The sequence below is a fragment of the Campylobacter sp. BCW_6463 genome (assembly GCF_001762785.1).
Taxonomy (GTDB): Bacteria; Campylobacterota; Campylobacteria; order Campylobacterales; family Campylobacteraceae; genus Campylobacter_D; species Campylobacter_D jejuni.
The window spans coordinates 93,222-106,825 of the sequence record NZ_MJXL01000009.1 but is presented as its reverse complement, the minus strand read 5'-3'; the positions used below and the strand labels follow the sequence as shown (position 1 = coordinate 106,825).

Annotated in this window: 14 protein-coding genes; all 14 read left to right on the top strand. The window is 31.4% G+C overall.

What is annotated here, in order from left to right; all coding sequences use genetic code 11:
* Nucleotides 1–8 precede the first annotated feature (8 nt).
* The 14 genes from AJ884_RS01015 to AJ884_RS00950 all read left to right on the top strand — a co-directional run bounded on the left by AJ884_RS01015 (nucleotide 9) and on the right by AJ884_RS00950 (nucleotide 13,601).
* Nucleotides 9–1,982 carry an LTA synthase family protein gene (locus AJ884_RS01015; protein ID WP_070233074.1) on the top strand — a complete coding sequence of 658 codons (1,974 nt, stop codon included), beginning with the start codon at nucleotides 9–11 and terminating at the stop codon, nucleotides 1,980–1,982.
* A gap of 62 nt (nucleotides 1,983–2,044) precedes the next feature.
* Nucleotides 2,045–3,343, top strand: coding sequence for a UDP-N-acetylmuramate--L-alanine ligase (murC, locus tag AJ884_RS01010; protein WP_074470035.1), 1,299 nt, complete (start codon nucleotides 2,045–2,047; stop codon nucleotides 3,341–3,343).
* Nucleotides 3,336–3,686, top strand: a complete 351-nt coding sequence (locus AJ884_RS01005) for a hypothetical protein (RefSeq protein ID WP_002861781.1) — start codon at nucleotides 3,336–3,338, stop codon at nucleotides 3,684–3,686. Before murC ends, AJ884_RS01005 begins: the two co-directional genes overlap by 8 nt.
* The gene (locus AJ884_RS01000) at nucleotides 3,676–5,886 is read left to right on the top strand and encodes an endonuclease MutS2 (RefSeq protein ID WP_074470036.1); all 2,211 of its coding nucleotides are present in this window, start codon (nucleotides 3,676–3,678) and stop codon (nucleotides 5,884–5,886) included. Before AJ884_RS01005 ends, AJ884_RS01000 begins: the two co-directional genes overlap by 11 nt.
* Entirely contained in the window at nucleotides 5,883–6,584 is a 702-nt protein-coding gene (locus tag AJ884_RS00995; RefSeq protein ID WP_070286340.1) for an SIR2 family NAD-dependent protein deacylase, read from the top strand. Before AJ884_RS01000 ends, AJ884_RS00995 begins: the two co-directional genes overlap by 4 nt.
* A complete protein-coding gene (locus tag AJ884_RS00990) occupies nucleotides 6,577–7,176 on the top strand; it encodes a LysE family translocator (RefSeq protein WP_002861777.1) in 600 nt (199 codons plus the stop codon). Before AJ884_RS00995 ends, AJ884_RS00990 begins: the two co-directional genes overlap by 8 nt.
* 3 nt (nucleotides 7,177–7,179) lie before the next feature.
* Nucleotides 7,180–8,277 (top strand): succinyl-diaminopimelate desuccinylase, encoded by a 1,098-nt coding sequence (gene dapE, locus AJ884_RS00985; RefSeq protein WP_070233077.1) that lies wholly within the window; start codon nucleotides 7,180–7,182, stop codon nucleotides 8,275–8,277.
* A gap of 9 nt (nucleotides 8,278–8,286) precedes the next feature.
* On the top strand, nucleotides 8,287–8,478 hold the full coding sequence (gene thiS, locus AJ884_RS00980) for a sulfur carrier protein ThiS (protein ID WP_002830937.1): 192 nt from the start codon (nucleotides 8,287–8,289) through the stop codon (nucleotides 8,476–8,478).
* Entirely contained in the window at nucleotides 8,475–9,278 is an 804-nt protein-coding gene (gene thiF, locus AJ884_RS00975) for a thiamine biosynthesis protein ThiF (protein ID WP_074470037.1), read from the top strand. The genes thiS and thiF overlap by 4 nt, the downstream gene beginning before the upstream one ends.
* Nucleotides 9,279–9,280: 2 nt before the next feature.
* On the top strand, nucleotides 9,281–10,057 hold the full coding sequence (locus tag AJ884_RS00970; protein ID WP_070233078.1) for a thiazole synthase: 777 nt from the start codon (nucleotides 9,281–9,283) through the stop codon (nucleotides 10,055–10,057).
* A gap of 2 nt (nucleotides 10,058–10,059) precedes the next feature.
* Complete coding sequence (thiH, locus tag AJ884_RS00965; protein WP_070233079.1) at nucleotides 10,060–11,205, top strand: 2-iminoacetate synthase ThiH; 1,146 nt, start codon at nucleotides 10,060–10,062, stop codon at nucleotides 11,203–11,205.
* A complete protein-coding gene (locus AJ884_RS00960) occupies nucleotides 11,195–11,800 on the top strand; it encodes a thiamine phosphate synthase (protein ID WP_070278094.1) in 606 nt (201 codons plus the stop codon). The genes thiH and AJ884_RS00960 overlap by 11 nt, the downstream gene beginning before the upstream one ends.
* The gene (locus tag AJ884_RS00955) at nucleotides 11,797–12,687 is read left to right on the top strand and encodes a helix-turn-helix domain-containing protein (RefSeq protein WP_002861771.1); all 891 of its coding nucleotides are present in this window, start codon (nucleotides 11,797–11,799) and stop codon (nucleotides 12,685–12,687) included. Before AJ884_RS00960 ends, AJ884_RS00955 begins: the two co-directional genes overlap by 4 nt.
* Nucleotides 12,688–12,749: 62 nt before the next feature.
* On the top strand, nucleotides 12,750–13,601 hold the full coding sequence (locus tag AJ884_RS00950; protein WP_002861770.1) for an ATP-binding protein: 852 nt from the start codon (nucleotides 12,750–12,752) through the stop codon (nucleotides 13,599–13,601).
* Nucleotides 13,602–13,604 lie beyond the last annotated feature (3 nt).

Genomic DNA, 13,604 nt, shown 5'->3' with positions numbered 1-13,604 from the left:
AGGTGAACATGAGAAAAATTTTACTTCAAATTTTTATTTTTAGTGTATTATTTATAGTAATTTTTACCATTAATCGTATTTTAATGCAAAATTCTTTTATCCCTACTGGTTTAATTGATGATAAAAATGAAATCTTTTTAATGTATCTTTTGGGTGTTTTTCATGATATAAGATTTTTAAGTGCAGCGTTTTTACCATTCTTGCTTTGTGGTTTTTTAAGTTTAATTTTTTCTAATATAAAAATAAATAATAAATTAGTAATATATAGTAAAAATTTTTATTTCATTTTTTCAAGCATTTACATAATTGTTCTTTCTTGTCTTTGTATAGGATTTTCTTATGCAAAATACTATTATTACGAAATTTACAAGACTAAATTTGATATTTTTATGTTTACTCTAAAAGATGATAATGCAAAAACTATTTTAAGTATTATTTATCATGATTATCCAATTTTAAAAATTTTAGCTTTAATGTTGATTTTTGGAGTCTTTGTATTTTTTTTAAATTTGAAAATATTAAATTTAAAGCTAAAACCTGTTAATTTAAGATTATTTCCCTTGATAGCTTTAAATTTAATATTAATTATTGTTTATGTTATAGCCTTAAGGGGCCCCTTTAAGCATGTGGCTATAAATGTACAAAATTATTCTTTTAGTGAGTATAGTGTTGTAAATGATACAATGTTAAATCCAATTATGGCATTTTCTTGGGCTTTAAAACAATATAAAGAAGAAGCGGCTTTGAAGGTTATCACACCTTTGAAAGCACAAGAACTTAAAGAAAAACTTTTTGATTATTGGCATCAAAGCCCTATAAATCTAAAAGCTGAAAAGAATCATCCTAGTGTATTTGTTAACTTAATGGAAAGTTTTGGGCTTAATTTGGCTGATTTTACAAATACAGAACATAATTTTTTGGGTTCGTTAGATAAACATTTTAAACAAGATTTTTTATTCAAACGCTTTTTGAGTTCTAGTAATGGAACTATACCAAGTTTTGCAAACTTATTTTTTGTAAGTCCATTTTCTAATATTTCTACAAGTAAATTTCAGAAAACTTATTTAGATTTAACACCTATTGCTGTTTATAAGAAAGCAGGATATAAGGTGATTTTTGTAAGTGCAGGTAATGGATCTTGGCAAAATATTAAAAATTATCTCAGTATTTTGGGAGTAGATGAGATTATAGATGAAAATATTTTAATGAAAGAGTATAATGGAGCAAAAGATAGCGAAAATGGTTATGGGGTAGCTGATGAGTTTTTATATAAAAAAGTTTATGACTTACTTCAAAAAAATCCACATAAAACCCTTATAATCGCTCTTACTATTTCTAACCATCCACCTTATAAATTTCCGCAAAATGATTTGCCAAAATTAGAAAATATTCCACAAACTTTGCTTAATATGCTTCCTTATGAAAAAGATAAACAAGACAATATTATCAAAGCTTATACTTATGCAAACAATGAATTTGGAAAATTTCTAGATAAAATAAAACAGAGTTCTTTTAAAGATAGTGTCATTATAGCAGCAACTGGAGATCATAGAGTACGCGAAATGAGTATGGATTTAAATTCCCAAAAAGCTTTTGCTTATAGTGTGCCTTTTTATCTTTATATTCCTAAGGATTTACAAGATGATATTTATTATGATAAAGATCGTGTAGGATCTCATAAGGATATTTTTCCAACTCTTTATGCTTTAAGTTTAAATAATGTTAAGTATTTAAGCGTAGGCGGAAGAAATATGTTAGCAAGACCAAATGATGATAAATTTGAATTTGGGATCAACGATGCTGTATGGATTGATAAAAATGGAGTATATAGCGGTGGTAAAGGGTATTATTTTGAAAGTAATGATACTTTAAAAGATATGAATAAAGCTTTTAATCTTGATGTTTATACTAAAGACTTTGATAAATTTTATAGAGAGTTAAATTTATATCAATTAGCCGAGCGTTTAGGCATTTCAAAATAGGATTTATATTTTCTTTTTAGTAAAAAAGTGCTAAAATTAGCCTTTAAGGTATAAAGGTTTAAATGATGCAAAATATCCATTTTATCGGCATAGGCGGTATAGGAATTTCCGCTTTAGCAAGATTTTTAAAAGAAAAAGGTTTTAAAATTAGCGGAAGTGATCTTAAAGAGAGTAAAATCACTAAAGAACTAGAAAAAGAAGGGGTTAAGGTCAGCATCCCTCATCATAAAGACAATATTTTAAACAAAGATTTAGTTATTTATTCTGCTGCTATCAAAGAAGAAAATCCTGAATTTAAACACGCTAAAGAATTAGGCATTAAATGCCTTTCACGCAAGGAGGCCTTACCTCTTATCTTAGAAGATAAGCGCGTTTTTGCAGTTGCAGGAGCACATGGAAAAAGCACAACTTCAAGTATTTTGGCTTCTTTGCTTGATGATGCTTCTGTGATCATCGGAGCGATTTTAAAAGAATTTGGTTCAAATATGATTTATAAAGAAAGCCAAAACCTTGTTTTTGAAGCTGATGAGAGCGATAGTTCTTTTTTAAATTCAAATCCTTATTTGGCTATAGTTACCAATGCGGAAGCAGAGCATTTAGATCATTATGGTAATGAAGTTTCAAAACTCCATCATGCTTATGTGGAGTTTTTAGATACGGCTAAAATTCGCGTGATTAATGCTGAAGATGAGTTTTTGAAAAATTATAAAAATGAGTCAATCAAGCTTTATCCGAGCAAAGATATCAAAAACTGCACCATGTGTATAGAAAATTTCAAACCTTTTACAAGCTTTGAGTTGAAAGATTGGGGTGAATTTAAGGTTTTTGGCATGGGATATCATTTAGCCCTTGATGCGTCTTTGGCGATTTTGGCGGCTTTAAATTTCTTAGATATAGAAACGATAAGAACTAGGCTTAAAAATTATCAAGGTATTAAAAAGCGTTTTGATATTTTACATGCTGATGAAAATTTGGTTTTAATCGATGATTATGGTCATCATCCCACCGAAATAAAAGCGACTTTAAGCGCAGCACAAGAATACGCAAAATTAGGTAGATATAAAAAAATTACAGCCATTTTTGAACCTCACCGCTACACGCGTTTGGCTACAAATTTAAAGGAATTTGCAAAGGCTTTTGAAGGTGTTGATGAGCTTGTAATTTTACCTGTTTATGCTGCAGGAGAAGAGCCTATAGAACTTGATTTAAAAGCGGTTTTTCCTAAGGCTTTATTTGTAGAAGATATCAAAAGAGAGGGTAAATTTTTGGTGGCTTCTAAGGGGCAAGTTTTTGAAGAAGGGCTTATTATAGGTTTTGGTGCAGGAGATATCAGTAATAAATTAAGGCAAAAAAATGAGTAGGTTTTTTTTATATTTTTTAATTATCTTAATTTTAGCCTTAATCACTTTTGCTTTGCGTGAAAAATTAGGCAAAAAAACCAAACCTTTTTTTGGTATTTTGCTTGTGATCTTTATCATTTTAGCGGTATTTTTTGAATTTGAAAATACGCAAAAAAGTCGTTTAAGAACAGATATTATCGTAGCTTTTAATCAAAATAAAAATATTTTATGTAAAGATATTAATGTATCTAAGGCGTATTTTAACTATGAATTTGGTACAGGAAGTTTTATTTCAAAAGATAATAATCAAAGTTTTAATTCTTTAATCATAGATATTAAAGATTGCAGGTTAAATGATGAATGATGCAAAAGAAGAATTGATCTCAAAGCTTGATTTAAACGGCTATTTAGAAGAATTTAAAGGCCTTTTTGCAAGAGATAAGGAGATTTTTTTGCAAGGAGATTCTAATCTTCATTTTAAACGCATACATGAGCTTTGCGAGGTGGAATTTCCTGCTATGCCAGAGCTTAGCAATCTTGATAAAGCCTTAGTTCATTTAAGCAAGCAAGGAATTTTACATTTAGATGAAATTTTTGAATTTGTAAAAATTTTTCGTTATTTTGAAAAGTTAAAAAAAATAAAACTAGGAACAAATTTAGACTCTTGGCTACAAAAGATAGAATTTGTTAGCGGGGCTTTGGAGCTTTGTTTGAATTTCGATGAGAAAGGGGAATTAAAAGAAAGTTTAGATGAAAGACTTGTAAATCTTAATACTGCTCTAAGATTGAAAAACGAAAGCATAATAGCTGAGTTTAAGAAATTTTGCTATACAAAAGCTTTAATGCCTTATCTTATCGATACACAAATCCATCTTATAAACAATCTTGAAGCCTTGCTTGTAAGAGGCGGGTTTAATCACGCTATTAAAGCAAAAATCATAGGTAGAAGTAGTGGCGGTGGCTTTTATATCGTGCCTTTAAGTGTTGAAAATTTGCAAAATGATATAGAAAAAATCAAAAATCAAAAAGAAGAAATTTATTATGAATACGCTAAAAATTTCTCAGCTTTTTTAGCAAAAAACCTACCTTTTTTAAAATTTATCAATACAGCCTTTGATCTTTTTGATCATTATAGTGCTAGGGTTTTGCTTGCTAAAAAAAAGGATTTTGAAATTGTTTTGTGTGATCAAAGTACGGATTTAGTGCTTAAAAATTTCGCTCATCCTGCCTTAAAAAATCCAAAAAGCGTGAGTTTGGAATTTAAAAAACAAGTTTTAATCATCACAGGGGTAAATGCAGGCGGAAAATCCATGCTTTTAAAATCCATGCTAAGCGCAGCATTTTTAGCTAAACATCTTTTGCCTATGCATATCAAAGCAAGTGAAAGTAAAATTGGTACTTTTAAAGAATTTGATGCCATCATAGAAGATCCGCAAAATGTTAAAAACGACATTTCAACTTTTGCAGGAAGAATGTTGCATTTTTCTAGACTTTTTTCTAAGAAAAATTTGCTTTTAGGTATAGATGAAATAGAGCTTGGAACAGATTTTGAAGAAGCGGCTTGTTTGTATAGTGTGTTAATTTCAAAACTCATAGCTAATAATCTTAAAATCATCATCACCACGCACCACAAACGCCTTGCCATGCTTTTAGCAAAAAATGAGCAAGTTGAACTCATTGCTGCTTTATATGATGAAGAGCTTTCACGCCCAAAATATGAGTTTTTAAAAGGTACTATAGGAAAATCTTATGCCTTTGAAACCGCTTTGCGTTATCAGATTCCGCCGAATTTAGTTAGCGAGGCTAAAAAGCTTTATGGCGAGGATAAAGAAAATTTAGAAGAGCTTGTGGGTAAAAATATCAATCTTGAATTAGAACTAAAAGCTAAGCTTGAAAATGTTGAGAAAAAAGAGCAAAAAGTCGATGAAATTTTACTTTCTTTAAAAGATCAAAAAGAAAAAAATGAACAAGAATTTCGCACGAGTTTGAGAAATTTAGAATTTAAATTTCACAAAGCCATAGAAGAAGCTAAGAAAACCATACAGCTTAAAGACACAAAAGATAAGCAAAGAAGCCTTAATAAAGCCAATGAACTTAAAAAAGAAATCATCTTGCCAAGTATGGAGCAAAACGAAGAATTGCGTGTGGGGGATTTTGTAAAATATGAAAAAATTAAGGGTAAAATCATAAGCATTTCTAAAAACGATGCTATGGTTGAAAGCGATGGGATCAAACTTCGTGTGCCTTTAAAACTGCTTAAAAAAAGTGGTGCAATGCCAAAAAAAGTAGCAAAAACAAGTATAAGCGTAAGCAAACCAAGCAATCTAAGCGTAACTTTGGATTTGCATGGACTTAGGAGTGATGAGGCTATTTCAAGGCTTGATAAATTTATTTCAGATGCTTTAATAGCGGGATTTGATGAGGTTTTGATCTATCATGGTATAGGCACAGGAAAGCTTGCCTTTGCGGTAAGAGAGTTTTTAAAAACCCATAAAAGTGTTAAAGGCTTTAATGACGCACCGATCAATCAAGGTGGCTTTGGTGCTAAGGTGGTGAGATTATGAAAAACATTATGATATTAAGTGGAGCGGGTTTGTCTGCTCCAAGTGGACTTAAAACTTTTAGAGATAATGATGGACTTTGGGAAGAATACGATGTGATGGAGGTCTGCTCCGCAACAGGTTTTAGAAAAAACCCTAAAAAAGTGCTTGATTTTTACGATGCAAGAAGGGCGCAACTTCAAAATGTAAAGCCAAATCATGCTCATGAAAAAATCGCACAATTAAAAGAAAAATGGGGTAAAAATCTTTTTGTTATCACGCAAAATGTAGATGATTTGCTAGAGCGTGCAGGGTGTAAAGATGTAGTGCATTTGCATGGCTTTTTGCCCGAACTTCGCTGCTTAAAATGCGAAGAAATTTTTAATATAGGTTATGAAAAAATCACAGATAAACAATGCCCAAAATGCAAAAGTAAGGATTTAAGACACAATATAGTCATGTTTGAAGAGCAAGCTCCTGCTTATACTATGCTTTATTCTTTGCTAAATCAAACTTCGCTTTTTATCAGCGTAGGCACAAGTGGGGCGGTTTTGCCTGTAGGGCGTTATGCTTCAATGTGCGAAAAAAGTATTTTAAATATCTACGAAAAAGATGCGAATTTAGAGCGGTATTTTGATAAAATCTATATAGAAGATATTATAAGCGCTATTGATAAAATCGCACTTGATATAGAAAATTTTATGAAAGATGGTAATGTTTGATTCTTTTTTAAGTGGAGTTTTTTTGGGCTTTGGAGTGAGTGTTCCTTTTGGACCTGTAAATATTTTGATTTTAACTTATGCACTAAAAGCTTTTAAAAATTCCATAGCTGTAGGACTTGGAGCATTTAGTATAGATATGCTTTATCTTTTTTTGCTTCAATTTGGGCTTTTAAATTTTTTAGACAATGTTATTTTTATGCGTTCTTTGGCGATTTTTGGTTTTTGTTTTTTAACTTATATGGCGTACTTGATGCTAAGAAAAAAGAAAGAAAGCTTAAATTTAGAGCATAAAGAATTTAAAGAAAGTCTTTTGAAAAGTTATATTAAAGGAGCTTTTTTAAATGGTTCAAATCCTTTTGTGATAGGATTTTGGCTTAGTGCTGCAAGCGTGGTTTTAAGTAGTGATCATGCTTATTTGATGACTTTAGGGCTTGTTGTGGCTATACTTTTTTGGGTAAGTGCTTTAGCCTTTGTGGTGGCAAGATATAGTCATGTTTTTAGTGCAAAAGTTGTTTTTATAATCAATATAATTTCAGCTATAATTATAGAGTATTTTGCTCTTAATTTATTATATAAAACTTTCTTAGGATAAAAAATGAATGCAAAAGAATTTTTAATCGAATTTTTAAAATTTAAATCTGTTACGCCAAATGATGATGGAGCTTTAAATTTCATCGCTATGGAACTGAGTGATTTTGAAGCTTTTTTTATAGAAAAAGAAGGCATTAAAAACCTTTTACTCACTAAAAAATTTAAAGATGAGGGTGAGCATTTAGCTTTTGGTGGGCATGTAGATGTGGTGCCTGCAGGCGAGGGTTGGAGTAGTGATGCTTTTGTGCCTATGGAAAAGGAAGGCTTTATCTATGCAAGGGGTGCTCAAGATATGAAAAGCGGAGTAGCAGCCTTTGTAGATGCGGTAAAGAATGCGGATTTTAAAGGAGCTAGACTTAGCCTTATTTTAACAAGTGATGAAGAAGGCGAAGCTATATATGGAACTAAGGCTGTTTTAGAATGGATGCAAGAAAGAGATATGCTACCTGATTATGCTGTGGTTGCCGAGCCAACCTGTGTTAAAAAAATTGGTGATAGTATTAAAATAGGGCGTCGCGGTTCTATCAATGGAAAACTTTTAATCCGTGGAAAACAAGGGCATGTTGCTTATCCTGAAAAATGTATCAATCCTGTGCATGATTTTGCACCAGTTTTAAAGCTTTTAGCGGGTTTTGATCTTGATCCTGGAAGTGCTGAATTTAGTCCTTCAAAAATTGTTATTACCGATATTCGCGGAGGTATGGGGGTGTGTAATGTTACGCCAAATGATTTAAAACTTATGTTTAATGTTCGCAATTCCCCCGATACAAGCTTAGAAGATGTAAAAAGTTATGTAGAAAAAATTTGTCATGGTTTAAACTATGAGTTAGAGCTAAAACAATCAAGCGAAGCTTTTTTGACAAATATCGATAATAAAATCGTTCAAAAAATGAATGAAAGCGTTCAAAAAATCACTCATGAAGTACCAGAGCTTAATACCAAAGGCGGTACAAGTGATGCAAGGTATTTTGCAAAATACGGTGTAAAGGTAGTGGAATTTGGGGTTTGTAATGATAGAATTCACGCTATTGATGAAAGAGTAAGTATAGAAGAATTTGAAAAACTTTGCCTTGTTTTTAAAGACTTGATAGAAAATTTTTAAAGGTTTAAAATGATTATCAATGGACAAAAGCTTGAGTTAAAAGAGCTTAAATTTATGGATTTTATTAAAGAAAAAGGTTTTAAAATCGAACTTATCGCTTTAGAATTAAATGGAGAAATCATACCAAAAAGTGAATTTGAAAATTTGATTTTAAAAGAAAACGATAAAGCTGAAATCGTAAGCTTTGTAGGAGGCGGTTGATGAGAGTGAAATTTAATGGCAAAGAACTTGATACAGACTTTAAAACAAGTTTGGAATTTTTTGAAAATATCAGCAAAAATGAAAATGATGTTTGGATTATCAATGGTTTTGCAACAAAAGAGAATATCGCTTTAAACGAAGATGATGAGCTTTTTTGCATAGAAAAAAATACTTTACCTCCAAAAGATGCACTAGATGCTATGATGAGAGCAAGACACACTCCAAAACTTCACGATAAACTTAAAAATGGGCGCGTGGCGGTGTGTGGTTTAGGCGGACTTGGATCACATATAGCGATAAATTTAGCAAGAAGTGGTGTGGGGTTTTTAAAGCTGATTGATTTTGATGTGATTGAGCCTAGCAATTTGAATCGTCAAGCTTACCGTGTAAGTGATTTGGGTAAATTTAAAACCGAAGCTTTAAAGGAGCAAATTAGCGAGATTAACCCTTATATCAGCGTTGAAATTTGCACTTTAAAAATCGATGAGGATAATTTAAAGTCTTTGTTTAAAGATATAGATATAGTTTGCGAAGCCTTTGATGGTGCTATCGCAAAAGCGATGATGGCACAAAATTTTCATAGATTTTACAAAGATAGTATTTTAATCTGTGCTTCAGGGCTTGCGGGCTATGGTGATAGCAACAGCATACAAACAAGAAAAATTGCTAAAAATTTCTATGTATGTGGGGATTTGGTAAATGGTGCTAAGCTAGGAAATGGACTTATGGCGCCAAGGGTAAATATTTGCGCAGGACATCAAAGTAATCTTGTTTTAGAGCTTTTAGCAAATAAGGAGTAAAAATGCAAGAAAATTTAAAAAATGATAAATTAAAAATAGGCAAATACGAGTTTGATTCAAGATTTATTTTAGGTTCTGGAAAATATTCGCTAGAGCTTATAAAATCAGCCATAGAAGAAGCTAAAGCGCAGATTATCACTCTAGCCTTACGCCGTGCAAATACAGGGGAAATTGCAAATATACTTGATTATATCCCTAAAAATATCACACTTTTACCCAACACTTCAGGCGCAAGAAACGCCGATGAAGCCTTACGCATTGCAAGGCTTTCAAGAGAGCTTGGTTGCGGAGAACTTATCAAGATAGAAGTGATAAGCGATAGTAGGTATTTGTTGCCTGATAATTATGAAACGATTAAAGCTTGCGAGCTTTTAGCTAAAGAGGGCTTTACGCCTTTACCTTACATGCATGCTGATCTTTACGCAGCTAGAGCTATGCGTGATGCAGGAGCTGCGGCTATCATGCCTTTGGCAGCACCTATTGGGAGCAATAAAGGCTTATGTGCTAAGGAATTTATACAAATTTTGCTTAATGAAATTGATTTGCCTATTATTGTAGATGCGGGTATTGGAAGTCCTGCACAAGCTTGTGAAGCTATGCAAATGGGAGTAAGTGCGGTGATGGTAAATACAGCTATAGCTGAAGCTAAAGATATAGCCTTGATGGCTAGAGCTTTTTCTTTGGCGGTAAATGCGGGAAGAGCGGCTTTTTTAGCAGGTTTGGCAAGTGTGAGCGAGGCTAAAGCAAGTTCTCCATTAACAGGCTTTTTAAGGGGTTAATCATGCAAGATTATATGCAGCATTTACCTCACATGCAGGAAATAAAAAGCGAAATTTTAAACAAGGTTTTAAGTCAAGTTCAAAACTATGATGAGAGTCAATTTAGCGCTAAAGATGTTAAAAATGCTTTAAATCAAACACATTTAAGCATAGAGCATTTAAAAGCTTTGCTTTCAAGTGCAGCAGAAGATTTCATAGAAGAATTAGCTTTTAAATCCGCTAAAGTCAAGCAAAAATATTTTGGAAATTCTATCTCTCTTTTTACCCCACTTTATTTGTCAAATTATTGTAATTCTAAATGTGTTTATTGTGGTTTTCAAAAAGGTAATAAAATCGCAAGAGCTAAACTAAATGAAGTTGAAATTCACGAAGAAATGCAAGCCATTGCTAAAAGTGGTTTAGAAGAAATTTTAATGCTAACAGGCGAGGGTAGGGAGTTTGCAAGTGTAGAATATATAGCAAATGCTTGCAAGATTGCTAGAGAGTATTTTAAGGTTGTAGGTGTTGAAATTTATCCTATGAATGAAGACGAATATAAAATTTTACATGAAAAGGGTTGTGATTATGTGACTGTTTTTCAAGAAACTTACAATCCTTTAAAATATTCTAAAATTCATTTAGCGGGTGAAAAACGCATTTTCCCTTATCGCTTTAACGCTCAAGAAAGAGCTTTAAAAGCGGGTATGCGTGGAGTGGCTTTTGGGGCGCTTTTAGGCATAGATGATTTTAGAAAAGACGCCCTTGCTACGGCACTTCATGCACATTTTTTACAACAAGCTTATCCTCATGCTGAAATTTCTATTTCGGTGCCTCGTTTAAGACCTATTATCAATAATGCTAAAATTCATCCTAAAGATGTGAGTGAAAAACGCCTTTTACAAGTGCTTTGTGCTTATAGGCTCTTTTTGCCTTTTGCGGGCATTACTATTTCAAGCCGTGAAAGAATAGGTTTTAGAGATGAGGTTATTAAGCTTGGGGCTACTAAAATGAGCGCAGGAGTTAGTGTGGGTATAGGTGAACATAAGGGCGAGAAAAAGGGCGATGGGCAGTTTGAAATTTCAGATGATAGGAGCGTGGATGAAATTTTAACTATGCTTAAAAGATCAAATTTACAAGCTGTGATGAGTGATAGTATCTATGTGGGATAAAAAAATCATTGCTATAAGCGATAGAAAATGTGTAGAAATAGACTTCTTAAAGCAGATTGAAAAACTTGCTAAGGCTAAGGTAGATGCTATAGTTTTAAGAGAAAAAGATTTAAGCGAATTTGAGTATTATGACTTAGCAAAAGAAGTTTTAAGCATTTGTGCAAAGCAAAAAGTGACTTGTTTTTTGCATTTTTTTGATAGGGAGTGTTTAAAATTAGGACATCGTTATTTTCACGCACCGCTTTCTTTGCTAAGAAAAGAGCCTAAATTAGTAAAATATTTTCATGTACTTGGTACTTCAGTCCATAGCAAAGAAGAGCTTTTAGAGGCGATGAGCTATAAGGTAAATTATGCTTTTGCAGGGCATATTTTTGAAAGTTCTTGCAAGGTGGGTTTAGAGCCTAAAGGGCTTGATTTTTTAAAATCCTTGCTTGAATTTAGTCAAATACCACTTTATGCTATAGGCGGTATCAATGCTCAAAATATAGAAAATTTTAAAGATATAAATATAGCAGGCGTTTGTATGCGTGAAATTTTAATGAAAGAAAAAGATCTTAAAAAGTATCTTTTAGAATGTAGGCAAAATTTACGATGAATAAAATTCTTTCTTTACCAGAAGATTTAAAGCAATTAAAAGGTGTCAATTATAAAAAAATTAAATCTTGCACTTTTGCTAAATATACACAAACGGATACTTCGCATTCTACTTTTGTTAATATAGGAAGTCATCTTTTAACTTTTGTTCGCAAAGGATATAAAATTTTACACACTGCATCAAAAGATTATAAGATTAACTCTTATGAAACTTTGTTTTTAAAAGCTGGGAGCTATACTTTAAGCAATGTAGGACTTAGTAAAGGAGTTTATGAAGCTTATTTATTTTTTTTTGACAATGCATTTTTAATTGAGCTTATTTATAAGTATAAAGATTTTTTTAAACTAGATCAAAAGTTTCAAAACTATGAAATTTTTTGGGTAAAAAATGATAAGATTTTGCAAGGAATTTTGGAAAGTTTTTCACCGCATTTTGAAGAAAATACGCAAATTTTAGATCCTATAGTGAGTTTGAAATTTGAAGAGATTTTTTTACATTTGCTTTTAAATAAGAATATTTATTTTATTAGTTTTTTATCAGGAATTTTAAAAGAATTTCGCCTTGATCTTTCCCAACTTTTTGAGTATTGTGGTAGAGAATTTTTAAGCGTAAATGAAATGTCTAATTTTGCGAAATTAGATTTAGCAACTTTTTCTAAAGAATTTAAGAAATGTTTTGGACAAAGTCCTAAAAAATGGTTAGATGAAAAAAGGTTGCAAAAAGCAAAGATTTTACTTAAATTTTCTAAAAAAAATATTAATGAAATAGCTAATGAGTGCGCTTTTTCTTCAGTAGCTTGGTTTATTGAAAGATTTAAAGAGAAATATGAGCAAACTCCTAAGCAATATCAAAAAACAAAAAACTTGTATTTTTTATCAAAAAACTAGCACATTTTTTTTATCTAAATAAATATAATTCAATGAAAATATTTTTAAATAAAGGAGAAAATATGAAAAAATATGTTTTAAGTTTAGCGCTTCTTGGAAGTTTGCTTGGTGCAAGTGAATTAAAATATCAAGAATTTGATGGTTTTAAAAGCCCTGAAAGTATTTTTGTAGATAAAAACTATGTTTATGTATCTAATGTAGGAGAAAAACTTGAACCTTTGGCGAAAGATAATGATGGATTTATTTCTAAGCTTGATAAAAATGGCAAAGTGCTAGAATATAAATTTTTAACCCATCTTAATGCACCAAAAGGCATGATGGAGATTGGAAAAACTCTTTATGTGGTAGATATCGATGTTTTACGCGGTTTTGATCTTAAAACTAAAAAAGAAATTTTTAATTTACCTATTAAAGGTGCAATCTTTTTAAATGACATAGAAAAATTAGACGACAATACGCTTTTGGTTAGCGATACTGGCACAGGACTTATTTTAAAGGTTGATTTAAAAACTAAGCAATATGATGAATTATTAAAACTTGATTTAGTAAAATTTGGTGGTCCAAATGGGTTATATCTAGATAGAAAAAAACATAAGCTTTTTATAGCTGGTTATCATCCTGATGGTGTAAGTGGCGGTGTTGTAATGGCTTATGATTTAAATACAAAAGAACTCAGTATAATTAAAAATGAAAAAGAATCTTATGATGGAATAGTTCCTTATAAAGATGGTTTATTGGTAAGTTCTTGGGGAAATAATCTAAATGGATATATTTATAATTTAGATAATGTTAAATCTGTAAAACTTGAATTTCCTTTGATGAAAGGTCCTGCAGATATATTTATTGAAGGTAATATTTTATGGATTCCTAAGATGGCAGAAGGTAAAATATTCAAAGTAGAACTTAACAAATAAGGC